General features: G+C 62.1%; 16 protein-coding genes. 8 read left to right on the forward strand and 8 right to left on the reverse strand.

The genetic code is table 11. From position 1 onward, the window contains the following. Positions 1–26: 26 nt before the first annotated feature. Entirely contained in the window at positions 27–1,280 is a 1,254-nt protein-coding gene (locus AF337_RS28175; protein WP_049734738.1) for a sarcosine oxidase subunit beta family protein, read from the reverse strand. 300 nt (positions 1,281–1,580) lie between these two features. Between AF337_RS28175 and AF337_RS28180 the strand changes: the two genes are divergently transcribed. Then, on the forward strand, positions 1,581–2,588 hold the full coding sequence (locus tag AF337_RS28180) for a FecR family protein (protein ID WP_049734739.1): 1,008 nt from the start codon (positions 1,581–1,583) through the stop codon (positions 2,586–2,588). Between the two features lie 6 nt (positions 2,589–2,594). Here the strand turns inward: AF337_RS28180 and AF337_RS28185 are convergent, their stop codons facing one another. Next, a complete protein-coding gene (locus AF337_RS28185; RefSeq protein WP_049734740.1) occupies positions 2,595–4,766 on the reverse strand; it encodes a CHASE2 domain-containing protein in 2,172 nt (723 codons plus the stop codon). A 260-nt stretch (positions 4,767–5,026) separates the two neighbouring features. Here AF337_RS28185 and AF337_RS28190 point away from each other — a divergent pair, with 260 nt between their 5' ends. From AF337_RS28190 to AF337_RS28210, 5 genes are all read left to right on the forward strand, one after another. Beyond that, positions 5,027–6,616: an adenylate/guanylate cyclase domain-containing protein gene (locus tag AF337_RS28190; RefSeq protein WP_049734741.1), complete on the forward strand. Its 1,590-nt coding sequence runs from the start codon at positions 5,027–5,029 to the stop codon at positions 6,614–6,616. 174 nt (positions 6,617–6,790) lie between these two features. Further along, entirely contained in the window at positions 6,791–7,003 is a 213-nt protein-coding gene (rpsU, locus tag AF337_RS28195; protein WP_003585885.1) for a 30S ribosomal protein S21, read from the forward strand. A 135-nt stretch (positions 7,004–7,138) separates the two neighbouring features. After that, positions 7,139–8,005, forward strand: a complete 867-nt coding sequence (locus AF337_RS28200) for a tetratricopeptide repeat protein (RefSeq protein WP_049734742.1) — start codon at positions 7,139–7,141, stop codon at positions 8,003–8,005. A gap of 254 nt (positions 8,006–8,259) precedes the next feature. Next, on the forward strand, positions 8,260–9,912 hold the full coding sequence (locus AF337_RS28205; RefSeq protein ID WP_049734743.1) for a sensor histidine kinase: 1,653 nt from the start codon (positions 8,260–8,262) through the stop codon (positions 9,910–9,912). A 60-nt stretch (positions 9,913–9,972) separates the two neighbouring features. Next, a complete protein-coding gene (locus AF337_RS28210; RefSeq protein WP_049734744.1) occupies positions 9,973–10,455 on the forward strand; it encodes a DUF992 domain-containing protein in 483 nt (160 codons plus the stop codon). Positions 10,456–10,511: 56 nt separating this feature from the next. Here the strand turns inward: AF337_RS28210 and AF337_RS28215 are convergent, their stop codons facing one another. The 6 genes from AF337_RS28215 to AF337_RS28240 all read right to left on the reverse strand — a co-directional run bounded on the left by AF337_RS28215 (position 10,512) and on the right by AF337_RS28240 (position 17,272). Continuing rightward, complete coding sequence (locus AF337_RS28215) at positions 10,512–11,909, reverse strand: NAD(P)(+) transhydrogenase (Re/Si-specific) subunit beta (RefSeq protein WP_049734745.1); 1,398 nt, start codon at positions 11,907–11,909, stop codon at positions 10,512–10,514. Between the two features lie 7 nt (positions 11,910–11,916). Continuing rightward, positions 11,917–12,315, reverse strand: coding sequence for a proton-translocating transhydrogenase family protein (locus AF337_RS28220; protein ID WP_007631757.1), 399 nt, complete (start codon positions 12,313–12,315; stop codon positions 11,917–11,919). Continuing rightward, entirely contained in the window at positions 12,315–13,463 is a 1,149-nt protein-coding gene (locus AF337_RS28225) for a Re/Si-specific NAD(P)(+) transhydrogenase subunit alpha (protein WP_049734746.1), read from the reverse strand. Before AF337_RS28225 ends, AF337_RS28220 begins: the two co-directional genes overlap by 1 nt. A gap of 204 nt (positions 13,464–13,667) precedes the next feature. Beyond that, a complete protein-coding gene (locus AF337_RS28230) occupies positions 13,668–13,892 on the reverse strand; it encodes an aa3-type cytochrome c oxidase subunit IV (RefSeq protein WP_049734747.1) in 225 nt (74 codons plus the stop codon). Positions 13,893–14,073: 181 nt separating this feature from the next. Further along, positions 14,074–14,826, reverse strand: a complete 753-nt coding sequence (locus tag AF337_RS28235; RefSeq protein WP_007631761.1) for an N-acyl amino acid synthase FeeM domain-containing protein — start codon at positions 14,824–14,826, stop codon at positions 14,074–14,076. 142 nt (positions 14,827–14,968) lie between these two features. Continuing rightward, positions 14,969–17,272, reverse strand: a complete 2,304-nt coding sequence (locus AF337_RS28240) for a putative bifunctional diguanylate cyclase/phosphodiesterase (RefSeq protein ID WP_049734748.1) — start codon at positions 17,270–17,272, stop codon at positions 14,969–14,971. 326 nt (positions 17,273–17,598) lie between these two features. On the opposite strand from AF337_RS28240, the gene AF337_RS28245 reads away from it, so the two are divergent. Next, positions 17,599–18,138: a TRAP transporter small permease subunit gene (locus AF337_RS28245; RefSeq protein ID WP_049734749.1), complete on the forward strand. Its 540-nt coding sequence runs from the start codon at positions 17,599–17,601 to the stop codon at positions 18,136–18,138. A gap of 21 nt (positions 18,139–18,159) precedes the next feature. Beyond that, a complete protein-coding gene (locus AF337_RS28250; protein WP_049734750.1) occupies positions 18,160–19,650 on the forward strand; it encodes a TRAP transporter large permease in 1,491 nt (496 codons plus the stop codon). Positions 19,651–19,693: the final 43 nt, after the last annotated feature.

Consider the following 19,693-nt stretch of genomic DNA (forward strand, 5'->3'; position numbering starts at 1 on the left):
AGCGAGCGTTGGGAAAGCACTCATCATCAGTGCGCCACCGCCGCCGCCGCCGCCTCGTCGATCAGCCGGCCACTGCGGAAACGCTCCAGCGTCAGCCCGGCATTGAACTTGTGCGGTTCGTCGCGGGCAATCAGATGCGCGAAGAGATTGGCCGAGCCCGGCGTCGCCTTGAAGCCGCCGGTGCCCCAGCCGCAATTGACGTAGAGCCCGGGAACCGGCGTCTTCGACTGGATCGCCGAACGGTCCGGCGTATTGTCGACGATGCCGCCCCATTGCCGCATCATCTTGACGCGCCGGAACATCGGGAAGAGCTCGCAGATGGCGTCGAGCGTATGGGTGATGATCTGTAGCCCGCCGGTCTGCGAATAGGAATTATACTGGTCGGTGCCTGCGCCGATGACGAGTTCTCCCTTGTCGGACTGGGAGATATAGGCATGCACCGTGTTCGACATGACGACGCACGGAAAGATCGGCTTCAGCGGCTCGGAGACCAGCGCCTGCAGCGGGCTCGATTGTAGCGGCACGCGCACATCGGCCATCTTCATGATCGTCGACGTATGGCCGGCGGCCGACACGGCGACCTTTTTGGCGCCGATGAAGCCGCGCGAGGTCTCGACCCCGGTCACGCGTCCATCGGGGCCGCGGCGGATGCCGGTCACTTCGCAATTCTGAATGATGTGCACGCCTCGGTCCGAGGCCGCACGCGCATAGCCCCAGGCAACCGCGTCGTGCCGCGCCGTGCCGCCGCGCCGCTGCAGCGCCGCGCCGTTGATCGGGTAGCGGGCGCTCGCCGAGATGTCCAGCGGCGGGCAATAGGCCTTGGCCTGCTCCGGCGTCAGCCATTCATTGTCGATGCCGTAGAGCCGGTTGGCATGGATATGCCGCTTGAACGACTGCTGGTCGTGAATATTGTGCGAGAGCATCATCACGCCGCGCGGCGAATACATCACATTGTAGTTGAGCTCCTGAGAAAGCCCTTCCCAGAGCTTCATCGAATGCTCGTAAATGTGCATGCTCTCTTCATAGAGATAGTTCGAGCGGATGATGGTGGTGTTGCGCCCGGTATTGCCGCCGCCGAGCCAGCCCTTTTCGATCACCGCCACATTGGTGATGCCGTGCTCCTTGGCGAGGTAATAGGCCGCACCCAGCCCGTGACCGCCAGCGCCGATAATGACGACGTCGTATTCGGCGCGCGGCTCCGGCGAAGTCCACTGCTTCTCCCAGCCCTTATGGCCACGAAGGGCCTCCCTCGCCACGGCAAAAACCGAATATTTCCGCATCCGCCTTCTTCTCCTTCAGGAAAGGGCTGTTCTCCGCGCCCATACAAATCGCAAATCCAAATGCGGCACAACGGTTCTTTTGCGACAGCCGAACGCTTTGCTTTTGACACTAAGCGACATGATGCCGAAAACGGCGCGGTTTTTAGACGACATCGTGCGCTGCTTGCGAAATCCGCTCGGCAGCACAAGGCAAAACCAACTTTCCCCCCGGGCCCGCCGCCCGGTCCTAGCCCAAGTGGGCGAGAAGACAAGCAGTTACTAAAATGTTAATTCACCCTATATTTCCGGGGTTCTTGTATCATGTGGGGTCGGCGTTCATTACTCCAGGCGTTTTGCATTGTGGTTGCCGTCGCGCAACCGACACTCGCCGCCGAGCCGGTCGGCCAGGCTGTCGTCATCAAGACGGAGGTGACGGGACAGAGCGGCCCCATCGAAGTCGACGCCAGCGTCCATCGCAACGAACGCATCAAGACATCGCCCTCGGGACTTGGCCAGTTTCTGTTTCGTGACGGCACGAAGCTCGCGGTGGGCTGGGGCTCGTCGGTGGTGATCGACAAATATGTTTTCGATGATTCCCAATCGGTCAAGAAACTCACCATCAGAGCGGCAAAGGGCACGTTCCGCTGGGTGAGCGGCAGCTCCAATTCCTCCGCCTACCAGATCCTGACACCCGCCGGCACGATCGGCGTGCGCGGCACCGCTTTCGACTTCTACGTCGGCCCTGATGGCACGACCGCCGTCGTGTTGTTGAATGGCGCGGCCCAGTTCTGCGGCCCGGGCGGCTGCCGGCAATTGCAACAGCGCTGCGATTGCGTGGTGGCCAAGCCGAACGGCAATATGTCGGCGGCACGCCGGGTCGATCCCAGCATTCTCGATACGCTCGGAAATCCCCGCGCGCTCCCTTTCCTTTCGGGCAATCAGCGGCTTGCAGGCGGCATTGGCATGCTCGGCGGCTGCAATATGGCCTCGGTCGCGCCGGAGAGAAAAGACAGAAAACCGCCGCCGGCAATAGAGCCTGCGCCCCAAAAGCAGGATCCGCCGCAGAAACAGGCCGAGCCGCAAAAGGAGCGGCCGAACAAGCCCGACAAACCGCATCATGACAAACCGGATCATGACAGGCCGCATCACGACAAGCCGGATAAGCCCGACAAGCATGATGGCCATGGCCGGCATGACAACGACGGCAAGCCGGGAAATCACGGCGACGATCATCAAGACCATGACCGCCATCATGACGGATACCGCGATCGTGATCATGACAGAGATCGCGCCAACGACAGGGGCCGGAATTTCCATCGCGGACGCTGAAGTCCGTCAGTCGGCGGCGCTCTTTTCGCTCCCCTCCGGCGCCTCGCGAAAATGATCGGTCCTGCCGGATATGCGCTGGTAGAATTCCGCCAGAGCGCCGGTCACCTGCACCGCCCTGAGCTTGACGGCACCGATCAGCTTCCGGCTGTTCCGCGAATGTGATCGCAGGGCCTCCATCAACTGCCTGTGAACGACCTCTAGCGCGGCGAATTCCTGAGATTCCGCGACCCGCTCATCGCCGACGACGGCAAGGATCTGCGTCCGGCTGCTTTTTCCCTTGAGCGGTAGGGCGCCGGCCGCGATCAGCGCCATTCCCCGCACAGACCGCGCCGTGCTGTCGGAGATGAGGATATCGAAGCCGACCTCCTTGCAGCATGACTCGATGCGCGCCGCGACATTGACGGCATCGCCGACCGCCGAATAGTTGAAGCGCGTCTTGGCCCCCATATTGCCGACGCAGGCAAGGCCGGTATGGATGCCGATGCCGATACCGACCGGTTGTCCGGGCCCGAAGCCGAAGGCGTCGCCGGCGTTCAATTCGGCGAGCGTCTCGCGCATGGCAAGCGCTGCCCGGACAGCCTTGGTTTCATGATCGGCCACGTCGACGGGCGCATTCCAGAACGCCATGATCGAATCGCCGATAAATTTGTCGAGCGTGCCTTCATTGCCCACCACATGGCGGCTCAGCGCATCGAGCAGCGTATTCAGGAAGGCGACGACATCGGTCGGCGCCAGCCGCTCGCTGATCTCGGTGAAATTCCGGACATCGACGAACATGACCGTCAGTTCGCGGTCGTCGCCGCCGAGGCGCAAGGCATCGCGGGTATGCTCGATACGATGAAGCAGCGATGGCGAAAGATAATGCCCGAAGGCGCGCCGCACCTCACGCCGCTCCCGGTCGATCACCAGGATCCGGAAGGAGGTCGCAGCAAAATGGATGATCGACCCGCTGACGATCGGCGCCAGCGGATCGAAAAGAAGCCCGGCATAGAGAAAGGAGAGCCAGGAGGCGACAAGTGCCATGGCCGTGATCAGCAGGCCGCAGATCAGCGCGACGGCGGGGCTGACGAAGGTCGTCACCACGACGAGCAGGCAGCCGAGCACGGCGATCGTCAGGATTTCCATCCCATCCGCCCAGTCCGGCCGCGACAGGAACTGGCCCGATAGGATCTGCTCGACCGCCTGCGCATGCAGCGAAACACCGGGAACGTTCTCGCCGAGCGCCGTGACACGGATGTCCTGCAGGCCGGCCGCCGACGTGCCGACGAAGACGATGCTGCCGTCGATCGCCGCCGCGACCTCGGGAGAGGCCCCTTCGGCCGCAAGCACCTGCCGGGCGGATATATAACGCTCGGCCCGATCGGGCGTGACATAGAGCCAGAGTTCGCCCGCCGCCGTCAGCGGCACGATGAAATCGCCGATCTTTGCCGATGTCATGATCCCGGCGCGATCGGGCGCGCCCGACAGAACATAGGTCGAGACCCCCTGCGCGACGCGCAGCGCCTCGATCGCGAGATTGGGATAGAGCTGCTGGCCGTCGGTCAAAAACAGCGGAACCGCCCGCACCACCGGCGAGGGATTGCCGGGATTGAGGCTGATATGGCCGAGCCCCGCCGCATTCGCCTCCAATTGCGGCCTGAGCGGCGTCGAGGCGCCGAGATAGGGCGGCGCCTCGACCGGGCTTTCGCCGGTGAAGGCGAAGCCCGCTTTGACCGGCGGCCGGTAATTGCCCTCGTTGGAAAGGCCGAAGCCGAGCACGACGGGCTTCTCGGCAATCGACCGGGCGAATATCTCGTCATTATCGGGCAGCTTCTCGGCAAGCGAAGGATCGACCCCGGCGGCCTCGCGCACGACATTGCGCGGCGACAGCCGGTCCGGCTCGGAAAACAGAATATCGAAGGCGATGGCGGAAGCGCCCATTTGGGAAAGCCGGTCCACCAGCAGGGCAAGCCGGTCCCGCGGCCAGGGCCATTGTCCGAACTCGCGCAACGAGGCCTCGTCGATATCGATGACGCGGACCGGCATCGGCTGGAACGTCCTCGGAACCAGCCGCTGATATTCGTCGAAGGTCACACCGCGGATCAGCTTGAAAATCCCGGGATCTTCTGCCCGCAGGATCGTGAGCAGCGCCACGATCGCCAGGCCGATAACGACACCGATTTGCTGGACGCGCGTCATGAACTCACCGGGTGTCCCTTCCACGGCCCGCAGAACCGCCCGCACCTGCCGGCAGGCTACGCCGCTTTCGCTCCAAACGCCATTCGCACATGCCGTCCGGGCCTTCTCTTTCAATGGGCCGCGCTACGCCTTAAGTTTTGGCCGGGCTTTTGCCGGAATGACAGGGGATGGTAGGGCTTCGATCTTGCCGGGCAGCCGGCGAAATGTTCTTGTAGCGATCGAAAATCGAATGCCTTTCCAGAGAAGAACGAGGGGTCGCCGTGATTTCCGAAACCGCCGCGCGCCGGAGCGGCTATTGGCTGATAGTCGTCGTGCTGGCAATGCTCGCGGGACTGCCGCTGGCCGTCTGGCTCGATATCAGCGATCTTTCGGGAAATACCCTGCGGCGTCAGGCGCGCGACATGAGCTCGCTGATATCGAGCATCCGCTCCTATTATTCCGCCAACGTCGTGGGCCGTGTTCTCGCCGCCCACGCCAGCGGTGCGACCGAGGGCACGACCGTCTCCCACAATTACGCGAATATACCAGGCGCCATTCCGCTGCCGGCCACCCTTTCCCTGGAACTCGGCGACGTCATCAAGGAGCAGCAGGCCAATATCACCTATCGTTTCGTCTCCGACCTGCCATTCAAGAGCCGCGCATCCCACGAGCTCGACGATTTCGAGAGCAAAGCGCTCGCCGCGCTGCGCGCCAATCCGCAGCAGACGCTGAACGACCTCACCCGTGTCGGCCTGACCGATACCTTGCGGCTCATCACCCCTGTCGTCATGGGCCAGGCCTGCGTTGCCTGCCACAATACCCATCCCGAAAGCCCGAAAACCGATTGGAAAGTCGGCGATGTGCGCGGCATTCAGGAAGTCATCATCCGGCAGCCCTATGTGAGCAACGTCTTCGCCTTCAAATATCTGCTCTGTTATTTCCTGTTCGTCGCTCTCATCGGCATCAGCTTCATTCTGCTCCAGCGGCAGCAAACGCGTGCGATCCATAGTGCCAACCTGGATCTGGAAGCGGCGAACGAGTTTCTGGCCAGCGTTTCCCTGAAGATTTCGCGCTATCTCTCGCCGCAGATCTACAAAAGCATCTTCTCCGGGCAGAAGGACGTCGTCGTTCACACCGAGCGCAAGCGCCTGACGATCTTCTTCTCCGACATCAAGGATTTCACCGCGACCACCGAGCGCCTGCAGCCGGAAGCGCTGACGGAGATGCTCAACGAATATCTGACGGAGATGTCGAACATTGCCCTGGAACATGGCGGCACGGTGGACAAGTTCATCGGCGACGCGATGCTGGTGTTTTTCGGCGACCCGGAAACCAAAGGTCCGGAGGAGGACGCGAAAGCCTGCCTGCGCATGGCCGTCGACATGCAGCGCCGTCTCGGCGAACTCAAGGACAGATGGCGCAGAAACGGCACCGAAGAGCCTTTCGTCGTCCGAATGGGCATCAACAGCGGTTATTGCAATGTCGGCAATTTCGGCAGCAGCGACCGAATGGACTATACGATCATCGGGGCGGAGGCCAATCTCGCAGCCCGGCTGCAATCGATCGCCCAGGGCGGACAAATCGTCATCAGCTACGAAACCTATGCGCTGGTGACCGAAATCGTCGACGCGCACCCGCTGCCGCCGATCACGATGAAGGGCATACAGCGCGAGATCGTGCCCTATGCGGTGGATGGGCTGACGCTCGGGGCCGACCATAAGAGCCGCGTGCTCAGCGAACACCTGTCGGGCCTCGACCTGCATCTGGATATGAGCCGGCTGGAGCCGGCCGATCGCCTCCGGGTCAGGACGGCTCTCAAGGAGGCGATCGCCGCACTTGATGAAACCGCGCCCGGGGCGGCCGGATCGTGACCGGATAGGGGCAAGCGTGATTTTTCCACCCGCTTCCCATATCCATCTGGACTTCCAATACCCGATCTGCTATCCCGCATCACCAATCGCAAGGCTGCGGCCGCGCGAACGTTATATTTTTGCCCCTGGCGCTGCGCCGCCGCAGGCATCACCAACCAAAGGAACGTGATTCTCGTGCAGGTACTTGTCCGCGATAACAATGTCGATCAGGCTCTCCGCGCTCTCAAGAAGAAGATGCAGCGTGAAGGCATTTTCCGCGAAATGAAGATGCGCGACTACTACGAGAAGCCGTCGCAGAAGCGTGCGCGCGAAAAGGCCGAGGCTGTTCGCCGCGTTCGCAAGCTGGCCCGCAAGCGCGCCCAGCGCGAAGGTCTGGTCGCACGCTGAGCGTTGCCGTCGTTTTTTCGACGTTTTCAGATGCATTGTGGCGGGGGCGATGGGTTCGCCACCGCCTTTTTTAGTTTGCCGCTGAAGATCGCATATCCCGGTATCGGATATGCCGCATGGGGAAAGCGAGCCCGAATGGCTGTCAACACCTTCAATCCGTCCCGCGCCTGGCGCCTGCAGAAAACCGCATTCCTGCCCGCTTTGGCGCTGGCGGCAATGTTCGGCCTTGCCGGCTGTGAGACGACAAACACCACGGATGCCGTGATCCGCATCGACAAGGCGCAGGGTTCGGAAGAAAATATCGCCTCGCTGACGGCTGTCATCAACGCCAATCCCAAGGATCCCGAAGGCTACAACGTCCGCGGTTCCGCCTATGGCCGCGGCGGCCAGTTCCGTCAGGCGCTGAACGATTTCAACACTGCATTGCAGATCAATCCGCGGTTCTTCCAGGCCTATGCCAACCGCGCCCTGGTCTATCGCAACATGGGCCAGCAGGCCCAGGCGATCAGCGATTACAATGCCGCGCTGCAGATCAATCCGAGCTACGACGTCGCCTATATCGGCCGCGGCAACGTCTATCGCATGGCCGGCCAGGACGACCAGGCCTTCAACGATTTCGACAAGGCGATCCAACTCGGCACCACCGATGGGCGCGCCTATCATAATCGTGGCCTGATCTATCAGAAGCGCAATCAGCAGGACAAGGCGATCGACGATTTCTCGAAGGCGATCTCGCTCGCGCCGAATTCGCCCGAGCCCTATAATGGCCGCGGCATTTCCTACATCGCGCTGAACGACAACGACAACGCCTTTGCCGATTTCAACCACGCGATCGAACTCAATGGCAACATCGCCGAATCCTGGGCCAACCAGGCGCTCGTCTACGAGCGGCGCGGCGACAAGGCGAAGGCCGCCCGGTCCTATCGCCATGCCGTCGGCCTCGATCCCAAGTACCAGCCGGCCCGCGATGGCCTCACCCGCGTCGGCGCTTCAGCCGGCTAAGGACATGAAACGGGCGGCCGAAATATCGGCCGCCGCACGGCCTCGAAACGAGAAGCCGAAAAACTGCCGTCGTCCTCGATGACATATCATAGTATGTTGCAACCTGCTCCTGCTCCCCCTAACATGGCGCTGCTTCGATAGCCTGCTATCGGGCGTTCGAACCAGTTTGAGGGCGGCTTGCGAGAGATGCGGATCTTTGCTTTCCTGACCGCTCGCAAAAACCGTTGCCCGCTGCATGTGATGTGGCGCAACAAATGAAAATCGTCGCACTGTTCTTTCCCAAGGCCTCGATCGGCACCTATCTCGTCGCCATGGCGGTGGCGATCGCAGTGCCGATCTTCGCCTTCGTGGCGCTGCTTCTGCTGCAGCTGGAAGACAATCAGCGCTCGACGCTGAAGCGTGAGACGGCCCAGGATGCGCTCGCCCTGTCACGCATCATCGACCGCCAGCTTCAGGACATGGCGACGACGCTGCGACTGCTTTCGAGTTCACCGGAACTCGAAGACGGCAATCTCGCCGCCTTCCATCAGCGCACGGAAACGGCCCTCAGAGACAATACGCTGTTCGTCATCGCCGTCGACCGCGCCGGCCAGCAACTCTTGAATACGCGCCGGGCGTTCGGCACTCCGCTCGGCGAGATAGCGAACATCCCGGCCCTCCAGGAAGTCATGACTTCCGGTCGCATCGAGGCCTCCGACGTCTTTCGCGGCCGCACCAGCGGCGACTGGGTCTATAACGTCACCCTGCCGCGGAAGAATGATCCCGTCGCAGCCCTGATCATTACCCAGGACGCCAAGGATCTCGGCAAACTGGTGACGACCGAGGGGCTCGCTCCCGGCTGGTCGGCCGCCGTCATCGATCAGAGCGGCCACGTCGTCGCCGCCACCGGCCCCGCCAATCTCGAACCCGGTACGCCCTTCGATCCGCGCATCCTGCCGGCGTTCACCGCATCACGCGGCGTCTTCCAGGACGAGACGATCCTGCCGCACATGCTGCTCGGTTATTCCAGGATTCCCGGTTGGTCGTGGAAAACGGTGATCTGGGGACCGATCGCCCAGGCATCGATCCTCAGCACCTGGCGTTTCCTCATCATCGGCGGCGTGGCTCTGGTGCTCGTGGCGGTGCTCGGCGCCTATGCAGTCGCAAGACAGGTGCGCACCACCATCCGCGATATCGCCGAAATGGCCGACCGCATGGGTGAAGGCCATATCGTCTCGCCGGTCGAGACCAGCGTCATCGAGGCGAACCAGGTGGCGATCGCCCTTTCGAATGCCTCCTTCGATCGCAGCCAGACCGAGGACCGGCTGCGCTTCGTCATGCACGAGCTCGTCCACCGCACCAAAAACCTTCTGACGCTGGCCCAGGCAATGATGCGCCAGCTCGCCAAACAGGCCGACAGCGTCCAGACCTTCCAGGCCGCCGTCGCCGATCGTCTCGAGGGGTTGGGGCGTTCGATCGAGCTTCTGACCAGCGAGCAATGGGGAGGCGTATCGCTGCGGCGGGTTGTCGACATTCACCTGCAGGCCTTTCCGCAATCGCATGAACAGATCGAAATCACAGGCAAAGACTTCGTGCTGAAGCCCGATGCTGTGCAGAATCTCGGCCTTGCCCTGCATGAACTCGCCACCAATTCGGTGAAATATGGTGCGCTCTCCGTCCCGCAAGGACGTGTCCGCTTCGAATGGCACGATGTCAGGGAGGAGGACAAGCCGGACGCCCTGCTCCGCTTCACCTGGGAGGAGCGCGGCGGCCCGCCTGTGGTAGAACCGACCCGCTCTGGCTTCGGCACGACCGTCATCAAGGCGCATGCCGCCTCCGCCTTCCGCGGCACGGTGCAGGTCGATTTCCGGCCCGAGGGACTGTTGTGGGTGCTGACGGCGCAGCGCGCCACGCTAGAGCGGGAATAACTCCCGGAACAATCGCCACCCCTACCCGTTTCGAACAGGTCGTTCTCAAGGAGAAAGATCATGTTCAAGCAAACGATGATCGCAGCCGCTACTCTGGCGGCCGCTGCCTGGGCAAATCAGGCCGGCGCGGAAAACTATGTCACGCTTGGCCGCCTGGTCTGCGGATCGGATGGCGGCCAGGGTCTGATCATCACCTCGCAAAAGAACCTTATCTGCACCTATACGCCGGCATCGGGCGGCGCCAAGGCTGTGTATGCCGGTAAAATCGAGAAGTTCGGCCTCGACATCGGCCAAACCGGCAAGAGCGTGATGATCTGGCAGGTGCTGGCAAAAACCGGCACGGATATGCCGCAATACGCGCTGGCCGGCGAATATTACGGCGTCGGGGCGGATGCGAGCATCGGTGCAGGCGCCGGCGCCAAGGTGATCGCCGGGGGCACCAACAAGGCGTTCATGTTGCAGCCGCTGAATGTCCAGGCCCAGGAAGGGCTGAACCTTGCCATCGGGGTCGAGAAGATGACGCTCGTGCCGGGCGAGGTATGACGGCACAGGCCATCCCCCTCAATCGAACAGCCGCCCGAGGGGCGGCTGTATCGGCGTCACCCATGCGCGATCGCCTTGTTGATATCCTCGGTCATTTTCTTCGCGTCGCCGAGCAGCATCATCGTGCCGTCCTTGTAGAACAGCGTGTTGTCGATGCCGGCATAACCCGAGCCGAGCGAGCGTTTGACGAACAGGCAGGTCTTTGCCCGGTCGACGTCGAGGATCGGCATGCCGTAGATCGGCGAGGTCTTGTCGTCGCGCGCCGCCGGATTGGTGACGTCATTGGCGCCGATGACATAGGCGACGTCGGCCTGGGCGAATTCCGAATTGATATCCTCGAGTTCGAAGACCTCGTCATAGGGAACACTGGCTTCGGCGAGCAGCACGTTCATGTGGCCGGGCATGCGGCCGGCGACCGGGTGGATCGCATATTTCACTTCGACGCCGTTCTTCTTCAGATTGTCGGCGAGTTCGCGCAACGCATGCTGGGCCTGGGCGACCGCCATGCCGTATCCCGGCACGATGATGACCTTCGATGCATTGGCCATCAGATAGGCCGCATCCTCGGCCGAGCCGAGCTTGACGGTCTTGTCTGAAGTGTCCGGCCCGCCGGATGCCGTCTCGCCGCCGAAGCCGCCGAGGATGACGGAGACGAAGGAGCGGTTCATGCCCTTGCACATGATGTAGGAAAGAATGGCGCCGGAAGAACCGACAAGAGCGCCGGTGATGATCAGCGCCAGATTGCCGAGCGTGAAGCCGATGCCGGCCGCAGCCCATCCGGAATAGGAATTCAGCATCGAGACGACGACCGGCATATCGGCGCCGCCGATCGGCACGATAAGCAGAACGCCGAGCGCCAGCGACAGCGCCACAACGGCCCAGAAGTCGAAATGGCTTTCGGTGGCGGCAAGCCCGATGATGAACAGCACGATCAGCACCAGCAGGGTCGCGTTGATCACATGCCGGTAAGGCAGCAGGATCGGCTTGCCGGACATGCGCCCGTCGAGCTTCAGGAAGGCAATAATCGAGCCGGTGAAGGTCAGCGCTCCGATCGCCACGCCGAGCGCCATCTCGACGCGCGCCTCGGTATGGATCTGGCCGATCTCGCCGATGCCGAAGGAGGCGGGGGTATAGAGCGCCGAGGCCGCGACCAGGACGGCGGCAAGGCCGACCAGCGAATGAAAGCCGGCGACGAGTTGCGGCATCGAGGTCATGGCGATGGTGCGGGCGACATAGGCGCCGACGCTGCCGCCGATGGCAAGGCCGAGGATGATCAGCACGAAGCCGCCGAAATTGGGCGTCGCCAGTACCAGCGTCGTCAGGATGGCGATCCCCATCCCGATCATGCCGTAGAGATTGCCCCTGCGGCTGGTGGCCGGATGCGAGAGACCCCGCAGTGCCAGGATGAAGAGAACGCCGGAGACGAGGTAGAGGAAGGCTGCGATATTGGTCATCGGTTCCTCACCGGTCTTTCTTGCGGTACATCGAGAGCATCCGCTGCGTCACGAGGAAGCCGCCGAATATGTTCACTGAGACGAGCACGAGCGCCACGAAGCCGAAGCCGGTCGCAAGCCCGCTTGTCGAGATGCCGACCGCCAGAAGCGCGCCGACGACGATGACGGAGGAGATTGCATTGGTGACCGCCATCAGCGGCGTGTGCAGCGCCGGCGTCACCGACCACACGACATAATACCCGACGAAGATCGACAACACGAAGATCGCCAGTTGGAAGACGAAGGGATCGATCGCCCCGCCGGTCGCAGCACTGGCCGCCTCAGGTGCATGGGCCGCCGCGGTGACAACGGCGGTCACCGCCTGGTCGAGCTGTTCCAGCGCTCTGTCCATTGCTTCACTGGCCATCACAGATCTCCCTTCTTCGCGCCGCCGAAGGCGGGATGAACCACGTCGCCGGCATAGGTCAGCATCGTCGCCTTGACGAGCTCGTCGTCGAGGTTGACGACGACGCTCCGGCTTTCCTTGTTGACCATGGTCTCCAGGAAGGTGACGAGGTTCTTGGCGTAGAGCGCCGAAGCGCTGGCCGCGACCCGGCCCGGCATATTGGCGAAACCGATCACCTTGACGCCGTCGACATCGGCGATCTCGCCGGCGACGACGCCCTCGATATTGCCGCCGCGCTCGACCGCGAGGTCGACGGCGACCGCGCCCGGCTTCATCGCGGCAAGCATGGCGCGCGAAACGAGCCGCGGCGCCGCGCGGCCGGGGATCAGCGCGGTGGTGATGACGATATCCTGCTTGGCGATATGTTCGGCCACGAGTGCGGCCTGCTTGCCCTGATAGTCGGCAGACATTTCCTTGGCATAGCCGCCGGCCGTTTCCGCCGCCTTGAACTCCTCGTCCTCGACGGCGATGAACTTGGCCCCGAGCGAGGCCACCTGCTCCTTGGCGGCCGGGCGCACGTCGGTGGCCGAGACCGCAGCACCCAGGCGCCGTGCGGTGGCGATCGCCTGAAGACCGGCGACGCCGGCGCCCATGACGAAGACCTTGGCGGCCGGCACAGTGCCGGCAGCCGTCATCATCATCGGCATGGCGCGGTCATAGACCGCCGCCGCCTCGATGACGGCCTGATAGCCGGCGAGATTGGCCTGGGACGACAGCACATCCATGGACTGGGCGCGGGTAATGCGCGGCATCAGTTCCATCGCGAAAGCCGAGAGGCCGGCGCCTGCCAGCGCCGCGATCGCTTCGTCATTACCGTAGGGATCCATGATGGCGATGACCACGGCACCGCTTTTATAGCCCGAGATTTCCTGTTCGGTCGGGCGGCGCACCTTCAGCACGACGTCGGCGGAGGCTGCATCGGCAAAACTGCCGATCCTGGCGCCCGCAGCCTCGAACTCTCCGTCCGGAACACGCGACGCCGCACCGGCACCGGCTTCGACGACGATGTCGAAGCCGAAACTTTTCATCTTCTTCACGGTCTCGGCGGAGGCCGCGACGCGCGTCTCCTCACCCGCAATTTCCCTAGCAACGAAAACGATATTGCCCAACTGCCCCCTCCTCCGGGTCAGCCAGACCGCCGCAGGCTTCCCTGCGCAGGCCAAGCACCTAAAGCATGTCGCGCAAAACTGTCCGGCGGTTCTGCGATAACGATATGCGAGAAAATAAAGACCTGAAGCGCGAGCAGCGAATCTGACCGATCGCGACGCGCTTCAGTGACAAGCTTCGGCGAAGCCCTCCCCCCTTTGCCGCGATCAGCGGACCAGGAAGACGCCGGCAGCGAGAAGAATGATGAAGACGAAGAGGCCGCCGAGAAGGCCGGCGCCGCCGAAGAAACCTGCGGTCATCGCAAGCAGGAGGACGATGAGAAGCATCGAGCCGTATTTCGTGGCGGTGATGAACATGTCGTAGGTCTTTTCATGTTCCTTGTAATCCATCGGTGCCCCGGTCTCGACCGGTCCGGTATGATGTTCGGCCATAAATATCGTCTCCCTGAAATGCCTCTGCGCTGCCTGATTCCCGCGCCCAGGCGCGGGAAGTCCCTGCCTGCAGGGATTACACAATGACAGGCGAAAGCGCAATGCATGAGAATGCCGCAGACGCGCTTGATAACCGCCATGTCCTGGGGCTGGAACAAGCCTCAAGCCCGCGGCGCCGTGATCACAGCGGCAGGTCGGTGCCGAGTTCGCCTTGCGGCACGAAGCGCGCCGTCGGAATGATGGTGAGCGGTGGCAATGTGTCGTTGGGATTGCGCGAAAACATCATCCGCTGCTCACTGGCGCTGGAGATGAAGAAGGGATAACGCGTCAGCAGCTTGCGCCCGACCTCGATCACATTCGTCGCCATCAGCGTCATGTCGATCCCGTAATTCTTCGCCAGCCGGCCGGGCACGACCGTGTCGGCATAGAAGACCCGCTTGTAGAAGGCTGCATGCGGCGGCCGAACGAACTGGAGAACGCGGTCCGCGCGGAAATACGCGGCTGCGACGATGGTCGGCCGCAGAGTCAGATAGGGAACCCAGGGCAAATCGGCGGTGAGTTCGGGATCGGCCGCGAAACGCGCCGGATCGATCAGCGTCAGCCCCGCATCCAGAAGCTCGTCCATCGCCTCGGGAAAGGCGCCGCCGGATTGGCTGAGGCGATGCTCCGGTGTCACATAATGAACCCGGATGGTGCTGACCAGTTCCCCATAATAATACAGGCCGAAGATATAGGCGTGGCTGTCGAAATCGCTGTCGTCAAGCAGTCCCTTCGGGGCGAGCGCGAGCACGTCGTGGGCCTTGTAAGCCTTGTAGCGCAGGCGTTCCACCTGCTCCATGTCTTCGCTGCTTTCGACGCGGCGATACTCGACATGATCCAAAACTTCCAAAATTTTCGCGCTGAAATCGCTACGCTTGAACAGTGTCTCTGACATTTTCCCGATCCGCTCGTTAACGGATCATTAATCATATGCCGGCGGGATTTAGGCAAGGAAATCCGATAATTCGGGCCGTTTATAAAGTATTAAGGTTAACGCTGGGGAAAATTGTCAGAGGAAAAGCGGCCGATGCGGAGGCTCAGGCGACCTTGTTGCGCCGGCGCTGAACCGGGCGGCGGCCGATGCCCTGCTGCAACAGCGGGATATTCTGGGAAGGCACGGGCTGCGAGAAAACATAGCCCTGCACGAGATCGGTGCTGCGGTGCTTGTTGAGCAGAGCGAGCTGCTCTTCGGTCTCGACGCCCTCGATGACGATCTTCAGGCCCAGTTCGCGGGCGAGGTGGACCGTGCCGCGCAGGAGTTTGAGGCGGCGGGTGTCCTCGACGATATTGCGGACGAAGGAGCGATCGATCTTGACGATATCAAGCGGCAGCGTGTCGAGATAGCTGAGGCTGGAGAAGCCGGTCCCGAAATCGTCGATGGCGATGGTGATGCCGCGGGCCCTGAGTTCAGCCAGGATGGCGCGCACAGCCGCCGGCTCGTCGATCAGGCAGCTTTCCGTGACTTCGAGATGCAGTCGCGCCGCGTCGAGGCCGGAATGAGCAAGCGCAGCGGCAACCACCTGAAGGATGTCTGCATCCCTGAGGTCCCGCGCCGAGAGGTTGACCGAGACGGCGATATGGTCCGGCCAGTTCATGCATTCGCTGCAGGCCTTGAACAGGACGAAGCGGGTGATATCGGAGATGATGCCCATATCCTCGGCGAGCCGGATGAAGACATCGGGCGGGATCGAGCCCTTCTCCGGATGCACCCAGCGCGCCAACGCCTCGGCGCATTCGATCCGCGAACCGTCGGCCCTGAACATCGGCTGGAAGACCAGATGCAGCGCTTGCGCCGAAACCGCCTCGCGCAGATCCGCCTTCAGCTTCTGCTGTTCGATGTAGCGGCCGTCCATCTCCCGCTCGAAGCCGGAGATGCCGCCCTTGAAGCGCGACTTGCTTTCGAACAGGGCAAGATCCGCCTTGACGCTCCATTCGTCCATGGCAAAGGCGGTGCTTTCGAGGATGGCGTAGCCGGCGCTGAGCGAAACGAGGAAAGTCAGCTCGTCGACCTCGTAGTGCCCCTGGATCGCGGCGTGCACACGGCGGATCTCGATGTCGAGCGAGGCCGGCTCCCTCGCATGCGGGAAGAACAGGATGAACTGGTCGCCCATCAGCCGGCCGAGAATGGCGTTGCCGGAGGCCTGCTTGACGCGGGCGGCGATAGCGCAGAGCAGATGATCGCCGGTGACATGACCGCGCATGTCGTTGACATGTTTGAATTCGTCGATATCGAGCACCATGAAGCCGAGCGGTCCGGTCTTTCTCGGATGTTTGGCGAGATACTCCTGCACCAGCTGCCCGAAATATTCCCGGTTCGGCAGGCCGGTCAGCGCATCGAAGCGGACCATATGCATGATCTTCTGCTCCGCCTTCACCCGGCTCGACACGTCCTCGAAGATCAGCACGGCGCCGCCATCGGCCCTTCGGCTGGCGGAGAATTCCAGCGACAGGCCCTCGGGAAAATGAACGAGCGTGCGCGACAGGTTGCCTTCGGCGACCTGGGTGAGCTGGCGCAGGATGAGTTCCGGCTGCGAGGCGTCCATGAAGCTGTAGCGCGCGCCGTAGCGCAGCACGGCGCCGAGATCGCGGTCTTTCAGCCGCTCCGGCGCACCGATCTTCAGAAGCTCGCAAGCCTTGCGGTTGACGACCTGGATACGGTTTTCGGCATCGACCATGACCAGGCCATGCGGCATGTTGTTCAGCGCCGTATCGAAGCGGTCGGCGATGATGGTGATTTCCCGGCGCGCGATGACATTCTCATAAAGGAACTCGCGCACGCCGTTCGCCATCGCCCGCGTCGTCAGCCAGAAGGGAATGAGGAAGATCGACAGCAGGCCACGATAGAAATCCAGCGCCATCAGGCTGCAGACGATCATCGGCAGACAGCAGGAGAAGGTCTGCAGGTCGACCGCCAGGCGTGAACCGTAATTGCGGCCGACGACGGAAACCATGGTCGCCATGGTGACGGCGATGCAGGCAAGTTCGGCAAAGGAATCGTGAACGACGAAGATGGCGTAACCGCTGGCAAGGCCAAGCAGCGCGGTGGTGCAGGCCGCACCGGCAACCAGGATCCGCTCCCAACGCTCGATTCCGGCGTGCGACAGGCTCTCCTTGTCGACCCCATCGAACTGCCGGAAAATGACCATGCGAATGCAGAAGACCAGGAGGAAGGCAGCGGCCAGCAGGATGTAGACGAAGGATTGGGTCTTGGCGGCAACGGCAAGGCACGTCGCGACGTGCACGATCACGCCGGCGAGAAGCGTCATGCGGTTCCCGGAAAGGGAACTCACAAACGACAGATACACATCTAAAGGGACCCTGTTCGGGTTATCTGGCTTCATCCACACTTTCCCTGTGCGCGGGAATTCTAAGCCCAACCCTTTAAAAATTGATTTCAATGGAATCAAACATTTGGTCAAATTTTCTAAAACCAGAGGATGAACCGTGCAGCTTACACGCGTTATTGCAGCCTCTTGGCGAGGTTGTTGAAATTTTTATCCACGCCTGGGTTGTCGAATTAGTATCCGGCCACACCACCGGGTCACGCCATCTAAGACTATACTCCAAGCCGAGGCATTTATCCTTCCAATTTCGAAGGCCGTGGTCTACATCGATTGCAAGAGGGAAAGCTGCCGGAAAAACGGCAGGGCAAAAACAAGGGAAACGAATGTCGGGACTTCTGGCGGCAAGCCGGCTGATCGATTCGGTCAGTCGGATCATGGGCAAACTTTCCGAATATATGGTGCTGTTCTGCTGTCTGATCAGCGCCGGAAACGCCATCGTCCGCTACGCCTTCAATTACAGTTCGAACGGCTGGCTCGAGATCCAATGGTATCTCTTCGCCTTCGTCGTCATGCTCGGCGCCTCGCATGCGCTGCGCAACAACGAGCATGTTCGCGTCGACCTGATCTATGGTTCGGTTTCCGACAAAGCCAAGATCTGGATCGACATCGTCGGCCTCATCGTCTTTCTCATCCCGGTTTGCGTCTTCCTCACCTGGATCTGCTGGCCCTTCTTCACGCTGTCCTATCAGCAGGGCGAAATATCGGGCAATGCCGGCGGGCTGATCCGCTGGCCCGTCAAGCTGGTCCTTGTCGCCGGTTTCGCATTGCTCTCCCTTCAGGGCGTTTCCGAGCTGATCAAGCGGATCGCCGCCCTGACCGGCCACATCAAGATCGACACGACATACGAAAAGCCGCTGCAATAGCGCTCCCGGGGAGAAACGGATTTGTTTGATTTCGGTATCATCCCGCCGGCGATGTTCCTGGGCATGGTCATTTTCATGCTCTACGGCTTTCCGGTCGCCTTTTCGCTGGCCGCCGTCGGCCTGTTCTTCGGCATCATCGGCATCGTCACCGGCCATTTCGGCGAAGTCTTCCTGCAGGCGCTGCCGCTGCGCTTCTTCGGCATCCTTTCCAACGACCTGCTGCTCGCCATCCCCTTCTTCACCTTCATGGGCGCGGTGCTGGAGCGCTGCGGGCTCGCCGAAGACCTGCTCGAAGGCACCGGCAAACTTTTCGGTGGCATACCGGGCGGCCTTGCCTATGCCGTCATCCTCGTCGGCGCGGTTCTCGGCGCCATCACCGGCACGGTCGCCGCCTCCGTCATCACCATGGGCGTGATCTCGCTGCCGATCATGCTGCGCTACGGCTACAGCCCGCGCCTTGCGACCGGCGTCATCGCCGCCTCGGGCACCATCACCCAGGTGATCCCGCCCTCGCTCGTGCTCGTCGTTCTCGCCGACCAGCTCGGCCGGTCGGTCGGCGACATGTATCTCGGCGCGATCGGCCCCTCGATCCTGCAGGTGTCGATCTTCGTGCTCTTCATCCTGGTGATGTCGATCATCCGGCCGAAATCGATGCCGCCGCTGCCGAAGGAAGTGCGCGGCGACTTCAACTGGGCGCTGCTCGCCAAAGTGCTGATGGGCATGGTGCCCTCGATCGTGCTGATCTTTCTGGTGCTCGGCACGATCTTCATGGGCCTTGCGACACCGACGGAAGCCGGTGCGCTGGGCGTTGTCGGCGCCATGGCGCTCGCCGCCATGAATCGCCGCCTCACCTGGCCGCTGATCCGCGAGGCGATGGCATCGACCACCCACATTACCTCAATGGTGGTGATGATCCTGATCGGCTCCACCTGTTTCAGCCTGGTCTTCCAGGGCATGGACGGCTCGCGCTGGATCGAGCACATGCTGTCGGGCCTTCCCGGCGGCCCGGTCGGCTTCCTGATCTTCGTCAATATCTTCATCTTCGTGCTCGCCTTCTTCCTCGATTTCTTCGAGATCGCTTTCATCGTCATCCCGATGCTTGCCCCCGTCGCCTCCCATCTCGGCATCGACCTGATCTGGTTCGGCGTGCTGATCTGCGTCAACATGCAGACGAGCTTCATGCATCCGCCCTTCGGCTTCGCGCTGTTCTATCTGCGCTCGATCGCCGGCAAGGACGTCAAGACCTCGGATATCTACATGGGTGCCCTCCCCTGGGTCGGCATGCAGCTGATCCTGGTGGCGATTGTGATCTTCTGGCCGCAATCGGTGACTTATTGGCTGGATCACGGCCCGAAGGTCGACCCGAACTCGATCAAGATCGAAGTCCCGGGGTTCGGAGGCCAGCTCGGCCTGCCGCCGCTGGGCGGCGGCGGCAACGGCTCGCCGCAGATCCCCGGCCTGACCCTGCCGCCAATCGGCCTGCCGGGAGCACCGCCGCCTCCCGCCAAATAACCCCGCCAAATAACAGGGCCAAAACAAAACCCCGGATCAAGCG

Source organism: Rhizobium ecuadorense, from assembly GCF_001187535.1.
Taxonomy (GTDB): Bacteria; Pseudomonadota; Alphaproteobacteria; order Rhizobiales; family Rhizobiaceae; genus Rhizobium; species Rhizobium ecuadorense.

Excerpts from the sequence above, each read along its gene's own strand:
- AF337_RS28175 (WP_049734738.1), bottom strand. The coding sequence starts at position 1,280 with ATGCGGAAATATTCGGTTTTTGCCGTGGCGAGGGAGGCCCTTCGTGGC.
- AF337_RS28180 (WP_049734739.1), top strand. The coding sequence starts at position 1,581 with ATGTGGGGTCGGCGTTCATTACTCCAGGCGTTTTGCATTGTGGTTGCC.
- AF337_RS28185 (WP_049734740.1), bottom strand. The coding sequence starts at position 4,766 with ATGACGCGCGTCCAGCAAATCGGTGTCGTTATCGGCCTGGCGATCGTG.
- AF337_RS28200 (WP_049734742.1), top strand. The coding sequence starts at position 7,139 with ATGGCTGTCAACACCTTCAATCCGTCCCGCGCCTGGCGCCTGCAGAAA.
- AF337_RS28205 (WP_049734743.1), top strand. The coding sequence starts at position 8,260 with ATGAAAATCGTCGCACTGTTCTTTCCCAAGGCCTCGATCGGCACCTAT.
- AF337_RS28210 (WP_049734744.1), top strand. The coding sequence starts at position 9,973 with ATGTTCAAGCAAACGATGATCGCAGCCGCTACTCTGGCGGCCGCTGCC.
- AF337_RS28215 (WP_049734745.1), bottom strand. The coding sequence starts at position 11,909 with ATGACCAATATCGCAGCCTTCCTCTACCTCGTCTCCGGCGTTCTCTTC.
- AF337_RS28220 (WP_007631757.1), bottom strand. The coding sequence starts at position 12,315 with ATGGCCAGTGAAGCAATGGACAGAGCGCTGGAACAGCTCGACCAGGCG.
- AF337_RS28230 (WP_049734747.1), bottom strand. The coding sequence starts at position 13,892 with ATGGCCGAACATCATACCGGACCGGTCGAGACCGGGGCACCGATGGAT.
- AF337_RS28235 (WP_007631761.1), bottom strand. The coding sequence starts at position 14,826 with ATGTCAGAGACACTGTTCAAGCGTAGCGATTTCAGCGCGAAAATTTTG.
- AF337_RS28240 (WP_049734748.1), bottom strand. The coding sequence starts at position 17,272 with ATGAAGCCAGATAACCCGAACAGGGTCCCTTTAGATGTGTATCTGTCG.
- AF337_RS28245 (WP_049734749.1), top strand. The coding sequence starts at position 17,599 with ATGTCGGGACTTCTGGCGGCAAGCCGGCTGATCGATTCGGTCAGTCGG.